A 16,988-nucleotide genomic window follows, 5' to 3' on the forward strand; every position below is an offset into this window, starting at 1 on the left:
GTCTTTCTAGAGATCCAAGACGCATGAACATCAAGGGCGATATCGCGATCATCGGCATGTCCGGCAGGTTTCCGGGCGCCGACGACGTGTCCGGCTTCTGGGACAACCTGCGCGCCGGGCGCGACAGCATCCGCACGCTGTCCGACCAGGAACTGCGCGCGGCCGGCGTGAGCGAGGCCGAGCTGGCCGATCCGGACTACGTCAAGGCGGCGGCGACGTTGAACGGCGTGGACCGCTTCGACCCGGCGTTCTTCCGCATCTCGCCGCGCGAAGCCGAGCTGATCGACCCGCAGATCCGGCTGCTGCTGCAATGCGCCTGGGAAACCCTGGAAGACGCCGGCCGCGCCGGCAAGGGCCCGCAGAACATCGGCGTGTTCGCCGGCGCCGGCGGCGTGGCGACCAGCTACTTCGCCCAGTACATCAACCTGCACGAGCGCTTCGACAAGCTCACCGCCGGCGCGACCCACCTGGGCAACGACAAGGATTTCCTGTCGACCTATCTGTCGTACAAGCTCAACCTGACCGGCCCGAGCATGACCGTACAGACGGCGTGCTCGACCTCGCTGGTCGCGTTGCACCAGGCGCGCCTGAGCCTGCTCAGCGGCGAATGCGACATGGCCCTGGCCGGCGGCGTCAGCGTGCGCGTGCCGCACGGCCACGGCTATCAGTACAAGGACGGCTACATCTTCTCGCGCGGCGGCCGCGTGCGCAGCTTCGACGCCGACGCCGACGGCGTGGTGTTCGGCAGCGGCCTCGGCCTGGTGCTGATCAAGCGCCTGGAGGACGCGCTGCGCGACGGCGATGCGATCCACGCCCTGGTCAAGGGCAGCGCGATCGGCAACGACGGCAAGGGCAAGATGAGCTACGCCGCCAGCAGCGCGAAGGGGCAGATCGCCTGCATCCGCGCCGCGCTGGCGAATGCCGGCGTCGACGCGGCCAGCATCGGGCTGGTCGAGACCCACGGCACCGGCACCGCGATGGGCGACCCGGAGGAGGTCAAGGCGCTGGCCGCGGCGTTCAAGGAACACACCGACGCCAAGGGGTATTGCGCGCTCGGCGCGGTCAAGGCCAACGTCGGCCATCTGGAAGCCGCCGCCGGCGTGGTCGGCCTGATCAAGGCCGCGCTTGCGGTCAAGCACGGCGCGATCGTGCCGATGGCGCATTACCGCGCGCCGAATCCGCGCATCAAGTTCGACAACAGCCCGTTCTACATCGACCCGGCCGGGCGCGAATGGCGTCAGGGCAAGGGCCCGCGCCGCGCCGCGGTCAACAGCCTCGGCGTCGGCGGCACCAACGCTTTCGCGATTCTCGAACAGCACGTGCCGGCGCGGCGCGCGCGCGGCAAGGGCCGGGCGCAGGCGGCGATCGTTCCGCTTTCGGCGCGTACCGACGAGAGCTTGCGCGCGTATGCGCTCAAGCTGGCCGATTTCCTCGACGGGGCGGGCAGCGGGTTGGAGTTGGGCGACGTCGCCTTCACCCTGCAGGAAGGGCGCGAGGCGATGGAATGCCGCGCTGCGTTCGCGGCTTCGTCGTTGACCGAACTCAGCGCAGCGTTGCGCGCGTTCGGCGCCGGCGCGGAACCGCCGCAGGCGCAGGGCGCTGCAGCTTCGTGGTGCGCGCGCGAGGAACTGGACTGGAGCGCGCATCGCACCGGTCCTGCGCCGCGCCGCGTGCACCTGCCGACGTACGTCTTCGCCCGCGAGCGTTGCTGGATCGATCCCGCGCCCGCCGCGACGCCGGCCGCGGCGCAGCTGCATCCCTTGCTGCACACCAACACTTCCGACTTGCGCGAACACCGCTACAGCACCGCGCTGCGCGGCGACGAATTCTTCCTGCGCGACCACCGGCTGCGCACCGCTCCGGGCGCGACCGACGCGCGCAAGGTGCTGCCGGGCGTGGCTTATCTGGAAATGGCGCGCGCCGCGATGCAGCGCGCGCTGCCGGCGCCGGCCGAGGGCGGCGGCTGGCGCTTGCGCGACCTGGTCTGGGTGCAGCCGGTGGTGGTCGATGCGCCGCGCGCGATCGACATCGCCTTGCTCGCCGACGAGGACGACGGCGACACCCTCGCGTTCGAAGTGTTCAGCGACGAGGACACGGTCCATTGCCAGGGCCGCGGCCGCTGGGAGGCGCAGCCGCTTCCGGCGCCGCTCGATCTCGCCGCCATCGGCGCGGGACTGAGCGAGGGCTGGCAGGCCGACGCGCTGTATCCGGCGTTCGCCGCGATGGGCTTGGACTACGGCCCGGCGCATCGTCCGATCGTGTCGACCCGGCAAGACCGCGACCGCCTGTTGGCGACGATGCGCCTGCCTTCCGCGGCGCAGGCCGGCGCCGACGCTTACGTGCTGCATCCGAGCCTGCTCGACGGCGCACTGCAGGCCGCGACCGCATTGATCGCCGATCTGCGCGAGCCGCCGGCGCAGCCGCTGGTGCCGTTCGCGCTCGACGAGCTGCGGGTGTGGGCGGCATGCGAAACCGACATGGTCGCCTGGGTGCGGCGCGCGCCGGGCGCGCAGCGGCTGGCCAAGTTCGATATCGATCTGTGCGATGCGCAGGGACGCGTCTGCGCGCAACTGCGCGGCTTCGTCGCGCGCGCGATGGGCAAGGACTCCACGGCCGCGTTGCTCGCGACTCAGGTGTGGGAAACCGCGCCGGTCGCGACCGGCGCGGCGCCGGCCGGCGACCGCCGCGCGGTGCTGTTCGGGTTCCCGGGCATCGATCCGCAGGCGCTGCCGGGCCGCGCGTCCGCGCAGCCGCTGCCGCAGGGCGACGCGGCCGGGCGCTACGCGCAACTGGCCGCGACCTGCTTCGAAACCTTGCGCGAGGTGCTGCGCGAACGCCCCAGCGCACCGGTGCTGGTGCAGTTCGTGTTGCCCGCGCACGCCGAAAACGACGTGTTCGCGGGCTGCTCCGGCCTGCTCAAGACCGCGAGTCTGGAAAACCCGCTGCTGCGCGCCCAGTTGTTGTTCGTCGCGCCGGACATCGACGCGGCCGGCCTGTCGCGGCTGTTGGACGCCGAAGGCGACGCGCCCGGCGACGTGCTGGTGCGCCACAGCGGCGGCGAGCGCAGCGCCGCACGCTGGCGTTTGCTGGACGACGACAGCGCCGATGCCGCCGATACCGGCGGCGCGTTCAAGGACGACGGGGTCTACCTGATCACCGGCGGCCTCGGCGGCCTCGGCGCATTGTTCGCGCGCGAGATCCTGTCCGCGACCACCCGCGCGACGGTGCTGCTGAGCGGCCGCGCCAGCGCGGACGAGATAGCGACGGCGCCGGAAAAGCAGGCGCTGCTGGCGTCGCTGCGCGCGGCCGGCGGCCGCGTCGAATACCGCCAGATCGACTTGAGCGATGCCGCGAAGGTGCAAGAGGCGATCGACGCCATCGTGCGCGAACACGGCCGCCTCAACGGCATCCTGCACAGCGCCGGCATGGTCGCCGACGAGTTCATCCTCAAGAAATCGCCCGAGACCTTCGCTGCGGTGCTGGCGCCCAAGGTCGCCGGCAGCGCGCATCTGGACGCGGCCACGCGCGAGCTGGACCTGGATTTCATCGCCTTGTTCTCCTCGCTCGGTTCGGCCCTGGGCAACCTCGGTCAGGCCGATTACGCGGCCGCCAACGGCTTCCTCGACGAGTTCGCCGCGCAGCGCAACGCATTGGCCGCAGCCGGGCAGCGGCGCGGCCGCAGCGTGGCGATCCGCTGGCCGCTGTGGCGCGAAGGCGGCATGCAGCTGAGCGGCGACGATCTCGAACGTCTGCACGAGGCCACCGGCATCCGGCCGATGCGCACGCGCACCGGGCTGGCGATGTTCTATCGCAGCCTAGCGGGGCAGCACGATCAGACCGTGGTCATGGAAGGCGATCCGGCGCGCATGCGCATCGCCCTGGGGCTGGAGCGCGCGGCCGCCGCGCCGGCGCCGGCCGCGGCGACCGCGGCGAACCCCGTCGCCACGGGCGATCTGCGCGAACGCACCGAGGACTACCTGCGCCGGCAATTGTCGGCCCTGCTCAAGCTGCCGGCGGGAAAAGTCGATCCGGCCGCGCCGCTGGAGGACTACGGGATCGATTCGATCCTGGCGCTGGACCTGACCAAGGCGCTCGAACGCAGCTTCGGTCCGCTGGCCAAGACCCTGTTCTTCGAATACCTGAGCCTGCGCGAACTGGCCGGCTATTTCGTCGCCGCCCACGCGCCGCGCTTGCACGAGCTGTTCGCCGATACCGGCGCCGCCGTCGCCGCGCCCGCGCCATCGCAGGCGGCCGCGGCCATCGACGACGGCGGCACCGGCCGCCGTCGCCTGCGCGCCGCCGCCGCGCGCCGCGCCGAACCCGCGCGCAGTTTCGCCGGCGAACCCATCGCCATCGTCGGCCTCAGCGGCCGCTATCCGCAGGCGCGCGACATCGACGCCTACTGGGAGGTGCTGCGCGAAGGCCGCGACTGCATCGTCGAAATCCCGCCGGAGCGCTGGGACTGGCGCGAGTACTACAGCGAAGACCGCAGCCAGCCCGGCCGCCACTACAGCAAGTGGGGCGGCTTCATCGAAGGCGTGGACGAGTTCGACGCGCGCTTCTTCAACATCTCGCCGCGCGAGGCCGACACCATCGACCCGCAGGAGCGGCTGTTCCTGCAGCAGGCGTGGATGGCGATCGAAGACGCCGGCTACACCCGCCAATCCCTGCAGACGCCGGGCCCCGGCGGCCTGCCGGCGCCGGTCGGCGTTTACGCCGGCGTGATGTACGGCGAGTATCAGTTGCTCGGCGCCGAAGCGAGTCTGCTCGGCCAGCCGATGGGCTTCGCCAGCAATCCGGCCAGCATCGCCAACCGCGTGTCGTACGCGCTGAACCTGCACGGCCCGAGCATGGTGGTCGATACCATGTGCTCGTCGTCGCTGACCGCGATCCACGTCGCCTGCCAGGACCTCAAGCTCGGGCGCACCTCGCTGGCCATCGCCGGCGGCGTCAACGTCACCATTCACCCCAACAAGTACCTGATGCTCAGCGCCGGGCAGTTCATCTCCGGCGACGGCCATTGCCAGAGCTTCGGCGAAGGCGGCGACGGCTACATTCCGGGCGAGGGCGTCGGCGCGGTGGTGCTCAAGCGCCTGTCCGACGCGCAACGCGACGGCGACCGCATCTACGGCGTGATCCGCGGCAGCGCGCTGAGTCATGGCGGCAAGACCAACGGCTACACCGTGCCGAACCCGCAGGCGCAGGCTGGCGCGATCCGCCAGGCATTGATCGATGCGGGCGTCGACGCGCGCCAGGTCAGCTACCTGGAAGCGCACGGCACCGGCACCAAGCTCGGCGATCCGATCGAGATCGCCGCGCTGACCAAGGTGTTCCGCGAGCACACCGACGCCAGCGGCTACTGCCTGATCGGCTCGGCCAAGTCCAACATCGGCCATTGCGAAGCCGCGGCCGGCATCGCCGGCCTGACCAAGGTGCTGTTGCAGCTCAAGCACCGCGCGATCGTGCCGTCGCTGCATTCGGCCCGGCTCAATCCGCATATCGACTTCGACGCCACGCCGTTCGTGGTCAACCAGCGCCTGCGCGCCTGGGACGCGCCGCGCGTGGACGGCCGCGAGCTGCCGCGCATCGCCGGCATTTCCTCGTTCGGCGCGGGCGGGTCCAACGCGCATCTGCTGATCGAGGAGTACGTGCCGGCGGCGGCGGTCGAACCGGCGGACGAAGCCTGGATCGTGCCGCTGTCGGCGCGCACCGCCGAGCAACTGCACGAGAAGGCGCGCGATCTGCTCGCCTGGTTGCGCGCGGACGCGGGCGCGGCGTCGCTGGCTTCGATCGCGCAGACCTTGCAGGTCGGGCGCGAGGCGATGAACGAGCGCTTGGGCGTGCTGGCGGCGTCGACCGAGGCGTTGAGCGCAGCCTTGCAGGCTTTCGTCGAAGGCCGCGAGCAGGCCGATGTCCGCCGCGGACAAGCGCGCAGCGCGTCGCCGGCACCGTCTGCCGCGGACATGGAAGCCTGGACCGCCGCGCGCGATCTGGCTTCGCTGCTGGCCGCGTGGGTCGACGGGCAGGCGCTGGACTGGGCGCGTTTGTATCCGCAAGCGCAGCCGCGCCTGAGCCTGCCGGCGTATCCGTTCGCGCGCCAGCGGCATTGGATCGACGTGCGCGCCGGCGCGCGCGGCGCGGCCAAGCGCGCCGCGGCCTTGCATCCGCTGCTGCACCGCAACGGCAGCGATCTGCTGCAACACAGCTATACCGCCGACTTCGCCGGCGACGAGTGGTTCCTCGACGGCGAGCCCGGCGCGCGCAGCCTGTCCGCGGCGGCGTGCCTGGAAATGGCGCGCGCCGCGTTCGCCGCGGCGCTGCCGGAGCAGGGCGAGCCGGGCGTGCTGGAACTGCGCGAGATCGCCTGGGCGCGGCCCGGCGTCGCCGCCGCGGGCCAGACCCTGGCGATTTCGCTGTTCGACCGCCGCGGCGATGCATTGCGCTTCGAGATTCACGCGGCCGGAGCGGACGCGGCGGTGCATTGCCAAGGCTTGGTGGAACGCGTGCGTGCGGCGATCGCGCCGCGCGTGGATGTCCAGACGATCCGCCGCGATGCGCCTGCGACGCTGATCCGCTTGCAGCTGGCGGCGGAGCAGGGCGACGAACGCGGCGCTTACGGCCTGCATCCGGCGCTGGCGCAGGCGGCCTTGTCTGCCGCCGGCGCAGGGCTGGCGCCGGTCGCCGTGGCCGTGGCGCGGATCGCGTCCGGCGTCGGCCAGCCGGTCTGGGCGTGGGTGCGGCCTGCGGTTGGCGGCGGTTTCGATATCGATCTGTGCGACGAAAGCGGCGCGGTGAGCGCGCAGTTGCACGGCGTACGTTTTGCGCTGGCCGCTGCGCCGGTGCGCAGCGCGCCGGCGACGCATTCGGATCCGGCCGCCGCGGCGACGCAGGCCGCGTTGCCGCCGGCGATCGCTGCCGGACCGCGGCGCGTGGCCTACGCAATGGCGCGCAGCGCAGCGGGCGGGCCGGCTGCGTTCGCGCCGGCGGCGCTGAAGAAGCCCGATTCGGTCGCGCTGGTTGCGCAAGCCGCGGAACTCCCGGCGCGATCCGCCGCGCAGGCCAAGCCGACCGTGGCGCTGGCGCCGCGCACCGATGCGGACGTGCCGACCGCCGTCGCGCCGGGAGCCGAATCGGCCGACGACGTGCAAGTGTTCGATCACGGGAATGGCGTGTTCGCGATCCGGATCGAATCGAACGAGGGCACCGAGACGTTGACGCCGCAGCGCATCGAGCGGCTGCTCGCGGCGCTGCGCGCGGTCGAAGCGCTGCCGGCCGCGCGCGCGCTGGTGTTGTGCGGCACCTCCGAGCGGTTCCTGGCCGGCGGCCGCGACGCGCACAACGCGGCGACCGCGCAGGGCTTGTACGGCGCCATCGCCGGGTTCGCCTATCCGGTGATCGCCGCGGTGCGCGGCGCGGCGCGCGGCGCCGGCTTCCTCGCCGCGGCGCTGTGCGACTTCATGCTGGTCGGCGAAACCGCGCAGTGCGGGTTCACCGACGCGGACGGCGGCCTGCTGCCGGCCGCGGCCGAATCGTTCCTGCGCCAGCGCTTCGGTACCGCCCGCGCCGACGATCTGCTGTATCTCGACCGCGTCGCCAGCGGCGCCGACTTGCGCGCCAAGGGCTGGCGCTGCCCGGTGGCGCCGTGCGATGAAATCGAAGCGCGCGCGTTCGCGCTGGCCGCCGAGCTGGCGGCCAAGCCGCAGGAGTCGTTGCGGCTGCTCAAGCGCCACCTCGCGCGCGAGTTGATCGACGCGGCTGCCGGCATCGCCGGATCGCCGCCGGCGGTTGCGGTCGCGGCGCCGGCGATGCCGCAGTTCGCGCTGGCTTCGCCGCATCTGGCGCTGCGCGCGGCTGCCCCGGGTGTCGCCATCGCGACCTTGCGCGCCGGCGACAACGGATTCGACCCAGACGCCACGCTCGCCGCGCTGCACGACCTGGCCGCGGAACTCGCCGCTTCGGCGCAGTGCCGCAGCCTGGTGTTGACCAGCGAACATCCCGGTTTCCTGCCTTTGGCCGCGGACCAGGGCGACCTCGCGCTGGCCTGGCGCCAGGCCGTGAGCGCGCTGCCGTGCGCGGTGACGACCGTGCTCGACGGCGACGCCTCCGCCCTCGGCTGGTTCGCCGCGTGGTGCGGCGAGGTCTGCGTGCATCGGGCCGATGCGCGTTATTCGGCGCTGGGTCTGTCCGGCGCAGGCGCGTTGGCCGAGGCGGCCGCGAATGCGCTGTCGCGTCATCTCGACGCCGATGAGGCCGCGCAGGTTCTGCTCGGCATCGACTGCGGCGGCGACGAACTGCGCAGCCGTTTCGGCGCGTTGCGCGTGGCCGAGGCCGGTCGGGAGCTGGACTCGGCATTGCGCGCGGCCGAGGCGCTGGCGGCGTTGCCCGCCGAGACGCTGGTCGAGTGGAAGCGCGTCGCGGCCGCCAGCGCGGATGCGCCTTCCGAAGCCGATGAGTTCCCCGCGGCGGCGACGGCGCTGGTGCCCGGTCCGGTGGCGCTGGATTCGGCCGTGGTTTCCGCGACCGCGCACGCCGACGGCGTGCTCGAACTGCGGCTCGCCGACCGCGACGCGCGCAACCTGTTCTCCGACGCGTTCTCGCACGGGCTGCGCGCGGCGTTCGCCCACGTCGAGGCCAGCGGCGCGTACAAGGCCGTGGTCGTGACCGGCTACGACAACTACTTCTCCACCGGCGGCACCCGCGACACGCTGCTGGCGATCCACCAGGGACGGGCGAAATTCACCGACAACCTGCTGTTCCGCCTGCCGCTGGACTGCGCGGTGCCGGTGGTCGCGGCGATCCAGGGCCACGCCATCGGCGCCGGCTGGGCGCTCGGCATGTTCGCCGATGTGGCGATCCTGGCCGAAGAAAGCCATTACGCCAGCCCGTACATGGGCTACGGCTTCACTCCGGGCGCGGGCGCCACGCTGGCGTTCCCGCACGCGGTCGGCCACGATCTGGCCCGCGAAACCCTGCTGAGCGCACGCGAGTACACCGGCGCCGATCTCGCCGCGCGCGGCTTGCGCCAGCAGGTGCTGCCGCGCGAACGCGTGTTCGCCGCGGCGCTGACGACGGCGCAGGCGATCGCGCGCAACCCGCGCGAGCGCCTGCTCGCGCTGAAGCGGCGGCGCATGCGCGCGTTGCAGCCGCGGCTCGAGGAGACGCTGGCACGCGAGCTGGCGATGCACGAGATCACCTTCGTCGGCCAGGCCGAAACCCTGGCGCGGATCGAAGGCCGGTTCGGCGCGGAATCGGCCGGCGCAGCGTCAGCCAGCGCCGCCGTCGCCGTCGCGGCGCGGATCGACTTGCCCGCGGTCAGCGCGCGCCTGCGCCAGATGCTGTCGCATGAGTTGCGTCTGGCCGAGCACGAAATCGGCGCGGACGAACTGTTCGTCGATCTCGGCCTGGATTCGATCACCGGCGTGACCTGGGTGCGGCGGATCAACGAGGCCTACGGCACCGCGATCGAGGCGATCAAGGTCTACAGCTACCCGACCCTGGCCAAGCTCGCGCAGCATGTGCTCGACGAAGCCGGCGCACACGCGCCGGTGGCCGATGCGGCCTTCGCCGCGACTGCGGCCGCAGCGGCCGCGCCGGCCGCAGCCGCAACCGCAGCGCCCGCGCTCGACGGCGTCGTCGCGCGCCTGCGCGCCACGCTCGCGCACGAGCTGCGCCTGGGCGAGAACGAGATCGGCGCGGACGAGCTGTTCGTCGACCTGGGCCTGGATTCGATCACCGGCGTGACCTGGGTGCGGCGGATCAACGAGGCCTACGGCACCGCGATCGAGGCGATCAAGGTCTACAGCTATCCGACTCTGGGCCAGCTCGCGCGCTACGTCGCGGAGGAAGCGGCTCAGGTCGCTGCGTCCGCGCCCGCAGCGCCGGCAGCTGAACTCGCCGTACCCGCTATCGCCACGGCGGCCGCGGACGACAGCGTCGTCGTGCTGCGCTCCTGGCGCAGCCGCGCCTCGACGCCATCCGCGGGCCGCGGGCAGTCCGCCGATCCGCGCATCGCCGTGATCGGCATGACCGGCCGTTTCGCCGGCGCCGACGATCTGCAGGCGTTCTGGCGCAACCTCGCCGAAGGTCGCGACAGCGTCGGCGAAATCCCGGCCGACCGCTGGGACGTGGACGCCTATTTCCAGGCCGGCGACATCGCGCCGGGCAAGAGCTACAGCAAGTGGATGGGCGCGCTCGACGGCTACGACCGTTTCGACGCGGCGTTCTTCAACATTTCGCCGCGCGAGGCGCGCAGCATGGATCCGCAGCAGCGCCTGTTCCTGCAGGCGTGCTGGCACGGCATCGAGCACGCCGGTTACGACCCGCGCGCGCTGGCCGGCAGCCGCTGCGGCGTGTTCGCCGGCTGCGCGGCCAACGACTACCACCAACTGTCGCAGCGCGAGCGGCTCAGCGGGCAGGGCTTCACCGGCGCGGCGCCGTCGATCCTGGCCGCGCGCATCTCCTATTTCCTCGACCTGCACGGGCCCAGCCTGTCGATCGACACCGCCTGTTCGTCCTCGCTGGTCGCCATCGCCAACGCCTGCGACAGTCTGAGCTCAGGTGCCTGCGATCTGGCCCTGGCCGGCGGCGTCAACGTCATGGCCGGCCCGTCGATGCACATCATGACCGCGCAGGTCGGCATGCTGTCGCCGCGCGGCCGCTGCTTCGCTTTCGACGAACGCGCCGACGGCATCGCCCCGGGCGAGGGTGTCGGCGTGGTCGTGCTCAAGCGCCTGGCCGATGCCGAGCGCGACGGCGACTGCATCTATGGCGTGGTCGAAGGCTGGGGCGCGAACCAGGACGGCAAGACCAACGGCATCACCGCGCCCAACGCCGATTCGCAGGCGCGCTTGCAGCGCGAGGTCTACCGGCGCTTCGGCATCGATCCGGCCGGCATCGGCCTAATCGAAGCGCACGGCACCGGCACCGCGCTGGGCGACCCGATCGAGGTCGCCGGGCTCAAGGCCTCGTTCGCCGATTTCACCCAGCGCCGCGATTACTGCGCGCTGGGTTCGGTCAAGAGCAACATCGGTCACTGCCTGGCCGCGGCCGGCGTGTCCGGCTTCATCAAGGCGCTGCTGGCGCTGCGCCACGCGCAGCTGCCGCCGGCGGCGCAGTTCGAGCGGCTCAATCCGCACATCGCGCTGCAGGGTTCGCCGTTCTACGTCAACCAGCGCTTGCGCGATTGGCCGAGCGAGGGCGGGGCGCCGCGCCGCGCGGCGATCAACTCGTTCGGATTCAGCGGCACCAACGCGCATGCGGTGGTGGCCGAGTATGTAGAAGCCGCGGCAGCCGCGGCAGCCGCCGGCGAGGTGTTGCTGCCGTTGTCGGCGCGCACTGCGGCGCAGTTGCAGCAGCGCGTGCGCGACCTGCTCGCGTTCGTCGCAGCCGATCCGGCGGTCGACCTGCGCCGCGTCGCCCACACCCTGCAGACCGGCCGCGAAGCGATGAGCGAGCGGCTGGCGGTGGTCGCGGGTTCGGTCGCCGAGTTGCGCGAACGCCTGCACGCCTGGCTGGACCGCAGCGACTCGGGCGCGGCGATCGCCGGCGTCTGGCGCGGCGATGCGCTGGCCGACAAGAGCACGCTGACCGCGCTGGCGGCCGAGGCCGACTTCCAGGCGATGATCGACAAATGGTTCGCCCAGCAGGCCTTGCCGCGTCTGGCCGACCTGTGGGCCAAGGGGCTGGCGCTGGATTGGCGGCGTCTGTACCCGGCCGGCGGCGCGCCGCGGCGCATCGGCTTGCCGGTGTATCCGTTCGCGCGCGAACGTTTCTGGATCGACGCCGAGGCCGACGGGGCCGAGGCGGCGCCGGTTGCGAGCGCCGAGCTGCATCCGCTGCTGCACGTCAATATTTCCGACCTGCGCCGTCAGGCCTACCGCACCGTGGTGCGCGGCAACGAGCGCCGCCTGGCCGGCGCGCAGGCGACGCGCCTGCCGGAGCAGACCTATCTGGACATGGCCCGCGCCGCGGTCGCCGACGCGCTGCCGGAACTGCGCGGCGACGGCGGCGCTGCGCTGCGCCTGAGCGCGATCGAATGGTCGCTGCCGGATGGTTTCGCCGATCTGGTCACCACCGTGGCGCCGCTGCGCGGCGGCGCGGTTGCCTTCGAGATCGCCGAGGACGGCGACGACGGACGCGTGCATTGCCGCGGCGTAGCCGACGCCGGCGCCGAGATGGCGATGCCGATAGCCGATCCGGCGACGCCGGAACCCATCGGCGCGGCGCAACCGCCGGCTGCCACCGCTGCGCCCGCGTCTTCGGCCCTGCCGCTGGAACGCCTGCAACGCGAACTGCGCGAGAGCCTGGCCGAAGCGCTGTTGATGCAGGCGTCCGACGTCAACCTCGACAAGTCCTTCACCGAACTCGGCCTGGACTCGATCCTCGGGGTCGAATGGGTCAAGCAGATCAACCGCAGCTACGGCACTGAGCTGGCGGCGACGCGGGTCTACGACTACCCGAGCGTGCGCGCGCTGGCGGCGTACCTGCACACGCAGGTGCGCGGCGACGAGACCACGGTTGCGGCCGCGCCGGTCGCGGCGGCGCCCTTCGCGGCGGCGCAAGCGCCGGCGCCGAGCGGTTCGGTCTCGCGCGAAGCCGTACAGGCCGAACTGCGCGCCAGCCTCGCCGAAGCGCTGCTGATGCAGGTGTCCGACGTCAATATCGACAAGTCGTTCACCGAACTCGGCCTGGATTCGATCCTCGGTGTCGAGTGGGTCAAGCAGATCAACCGCAGCTTTGGCACCGAGCTGGCGGCGACGCGGGTCTACGACTACCCGAGCGTGCGCGCGCTGGCGGCGTATCTGCATCCGCAGGTGCGCGGGGACGAGGCGGAGGTCGCGGCGCCGCAGGCGGCGGCCGTTGCGGCCGCACCGGCCGCGCCGACTGCGGCTGCGCGCGTGTCGGTATCGCGCGAGGCCATCCAGGCCGAACTGCGCGCCAGCCTCGCCGAAGCGCTGCTGATGCAGGTGTCGGACGTCAATCTCGACAAGTCCTTCACCGAACTCGGCCTGGATTCGATCCTCGGGGTCGAATGGGTCAAGCAGATCAACCGTCGCTACGGCACCGAATTGGCGGCGACGCGGGTCTACGACTACCCGAGCGTGCGCGCGCTGGCGGCGTACCTGCATCCGCAGGTGCACGCCGACGCCGAGGCGGTCGCTCCTGCCGTCGTCGCGGCTCCGGTTCTTGTACCGGCGCAACCCGCCCCGATGCCCGCGCCGCGCGCGGCGGCCGCCCGCGCCACGAGCAGCCACCGCTTCGCTCCGCGCGGCGGCTTCGCCTTCGCGCCCAAGTACGACGCGCGCTCCCGCCAGCTGTACTTCTACAGCCCGCACGCCGAAGGCGATTTCGACGCCGACGGCGAGTTCGCCGTGGTCTACCGCCTGAGCCCCGACGACAACGTCTGCCTGCGCGAGCACGTCGTGTTCGGCGAACACCTGCTGCCGACCGACGCCTACATCGACCTGGTGCTCAGCGCCTGCCGCAGCTATTTCGACGCGCCGTCGCCGAGCCTGCGCCAGATCGCCATCGCCAACCCCTTGCTCGGCCGGCCCGGCGAGCAGCGCCCGGTGCGGGTGGTGTTCCGCCGCAGCGGCGAGGAACTGCAGTTCTTCGTCAAGTCGCGCAGCGGCGCCGACGGCGACGACGAAACCTTGCACATGCAGGGCTTCCTGACCGCCGCCGCCGCGCCCGCCGCGCCGCGCTTCGATACGGTCGACGCCGACGCCGGCCTGGAACGCGCGCAGATCCCGACCAACGCCGGCCGCTATTACGCGCCGCTGGAACGTTTGCAGTTCGGCGCGTCCGCGGCGGTCGGCACGGTCCGGCCGCGCGCGCACGAGTTCGCCTTCGCCGCCGATCCGTTCGCGCTCTACGGCGGGCTGTGCACCGTCATCAACTACGCCGCGCATCTGGCCGCGCGCCATTACGGCGCCAGCGACGACCAGTTCCTGCCGCACCGGATCGGCCGGATCGACCTCGTCGGCGAACTCGGCGGCCGCGACTATCGCTGCCTGGCCGAGCTGACCGCGATGCAGCCGGACGCGTTCGAGTTCCGCTTCAGCCTCGTCGACGGCGACGGCCATACCGCGCTGACGGTCGAGGACATCGTGCTGCGCCGGGTCGCCGCCGCCGGCCTGCGCCGGAACGCGCAAGCCGCGCCGCGCGCAATATCGGTCGTCAAGCCGCGCGCAACGGGCGGCGAGGGCGACCAGGTCGCGATCATCGGCATGTCCTGCCGCTATCCGATGAGCGAGAACCTCGACGCGTTCTGGGACAACCTGCTGCACGGCCGCGACTGCGTCGGCGAAGTGCCGCCGGGCCGCTGGTTCGGCGACGCCGACTGGTTCCACAGCGATCCGCGCCACCCGCACACCTCGTACTCGAAGTGGGCCGGCCTGCTCGACCGCATCGACGCCTTCGACCCGCTGTTCTTCGGCATCTCGCCGGCCGAGGCCGAGCTGATCGATCCGCAGCAGCGGATCTTCCTCGAGGAATGCTGGAAGGCGATCGAACACGCCGGCTACGCGCCCGGCGCGCTGTCCGGCGAGGCCTGCGGCGTCTACGTCGGCTGCGCCGCCGGCGACTACGCCCGGGTGTTGAACGGCGCGGGCCAGGACACCGCCGGCGCGGCGTTCATGGGCACCTCCAGCGCGATCCTCGCCGCGCGCATCGCGTACTACCTCAACCTCAAGGGCCCGGCGCTGGCGATCGACACCGCCTGTTCGTCTTCGCTGGTGGCGGTGCATCTGGCCTGCGACAGCATCCGCAACGGCGAGAACCGCATGGCCCTGGTCGGCGGCATCAATCTGCTGACCACGCCGATCGGCCACATCCTGACCTCGCAGGTCGGCATGCCGTCGCGCGACGGCCGCTGCGCCGCGTTCGACGCCTCCGCCAACGGCATCGTGTTCTCCGAAGGCTGCGGCGTGCTGCTGCTGAAGTCGCTGGCGCAGGCGCAGCGCGACGGCGACGACATCCTCGGCGTGATCGAAGGCTCGGGCATCAACCAGGACGGCAAGACCAACGGCATCACCGCGCCGAGTTCGAACGCGCAGGAGCGGCTGCTGCGCCAGGTCTACGACCGCTTCGGCATCGATCCGCGCCGGATTGGCTACGTCGAAGCCCACGGCACCGCGACCGCGCTCGGCGACCCGATCGAAGTCAACGCGCTGAGCGCGGTGTTCGGCGCCGCCGGCGCGCAAAACCGCGCCTGCGTGCTCGGCTCGGTCAAGAGCAACATCGGCCACACCGGCTTCGCCGCCGGCGTCGCCGGCATGATCAAGGCGCTGCTGTGCCTGCGCCAGCGCACCCTGGTGCCGTCGATCCATTACGCCACGCCGAATCCGCATATCGATTTCGTCGCGTCGCCGTTCTACGTCGGCACCGAACGGCGCGACTGGGACAGCGCGCAGCCGCGCGTGGCGACGGTGAGTTCGTTCGGTTTCAGCGGCACCAACGCGCATGTGGTGGTCGCCGAGTATCCCGCGGCCGCCGCGGCCGCGCCGTCGGCGCCGCCGCCGCGGATCGCGGTGCCACTGTCGGCGCGCGCCGCGCCGCAGCTGCGCCAGCGCGCGGTCGATCTGCTCGCGTTCGTGCGCGCGGCTGGGCCGGAGCTGGACCTGGCCCGGCTGGCCGGCACCTTGCAGCTAGGCCGCGATGCGATGGAGCACCGCGCCGGCTTCGTCGCCGTCTCGGCCGAGGATCTCGCCGCCAAGCTGCAGGATTACCTCGACGGCGAGCGCCGCAGCGACGGCGTGTACCGCGGCCCCGCGGTGCGCGACGAGGACGCGCTGGCGATGTTCGCCGGCGACGACGACATGGGCGCGGTGATCGCGCAATGGTTCGCGCGCGGCAACCTCGGCAAGCTGATGGACTTGTGGGTGCGCGGGCTGGACCTGGACTGGAGCGCGCTGTACCCGGGTTCGCGGCCGAAGCCGATGGCGTTGCCGACCTATCCGTTCGCGCGCGAACGCTGCTGGCCCGATGCCGTCGCGCCGGCGCGCACGGCGGCGGCCGCGGCTTCGCTGCACCCGCTGCTGCACCGCAACGCCTCCGATCTTGAACAGCAGCGCTATCTGAGCCGCTTCGACGGCAGCGAGTTCTTCCTCGCCGATCATCGGGTGCAGGGCGTGCCGGTGTTGCCGGCGGTGGCCTATCTGGAAATGGCGCGCGCCGCGATCCTCGATGCGGTGCCCGGCGCGGCCGATCCGAGCCAGCTGCATCTGCGCCATATCGCCTGGCAGCAGCCGATCGCGGTCGCGGGCGAACGCGAGGTCGAACTGGCGCTGTCCGCCGACGACAGCGGAAAGATCCAGTTCGAAGTCCTCAGCGCCGACGGCGAAGGCGAGCGCCTGCATTGCCTCGGCCATGCCGCATGGGAGCCGGCGGCGCCGCCGGCCGCGCTGGATCTGGCCGAGCTGCGCCGGCGCATGACCCGCGGCCGGCTCGACGCGGCCGCGCTGTATCCGCGCTTCGCCGCGATGGGCCTGGGCTACGGGCCGGCGCTGCAAGGCATCCTCGCGGTCGAACACGGCGACGGCGAAGCGCTGCTGGAACTGCGCTTGCCCGACGCCGCCGGCGATCACGGCGCCTACGTGCTGCATCCCAGCGCGATGGACAGCGCCTTGCAGGGCTCCATCGGCCTGATCGCCGATGCGGTCGGCCACGATGCGCCGGCGCTGCCGTTCGCGCTGGAATCGCTGCGCGTGCTGGCGCCGTGCGCGCCGCGCATGCAGGCCTGGGTGCGCTACGCGCCCGGCGGAGTGTCGCCGCAATTGGTCAAGGTCGATATCGACCTGTGCGGCGACGACGGCCGGGTCTGCGTGCAGATGCGCGGATTCTCCTCGCGCCCGATCGACGCCGGCGGCCGCGCCGCCGCGGCGCCGGTCGCGGCCGTGCCCGACGAAAACGAAAACCGCTACCTGTCGATCATCCAGCGCGTGCTCGACCGCGAGCTGTCCATCGACGAAGCCGTGGAGCTGGGTTGA

1 protein-coding gene is annotated in these 16,988 nt (G+C 72.0%); it reads left to right on the forward strand.

All coding sequences use genetic code 11. From position 1 onward, the window contains the following. The first annotated feature begins 23 nt into the window (after positions 1-23). The gene (locus JHW38_RS02595) at positions 24-16,988 is read left to right on the forward strand and encodes an SDR family NAD(P)-dependent oxidoreductase (RefSeq protein ID WP_207524478.1); all 16,965 of its coding nucleotides are present in this window, start codon (positions 24-26) and stop codon (positions 16,986-16,988) included.

It is taken from the genome of Lysobacter enzymogenes (assembly GCF_017355525.1).
Lineage (GTDB): Bacteria > Pseudomonadota > Gammaproteobacteria > Xanthomonadales > Xanthomonadaceae > Lysobacter > Lysobacter enzymogenes_C.

Excerpts from the sequence above, each read along its gene's own strand:
- JHW38_RS02595 (WP_207524478.1), top strand. The coding sequence starts at position 24 with ATGAACATCAAGGGCGATATCGCGATCATCGGCATGTCCGGCAGGTTT.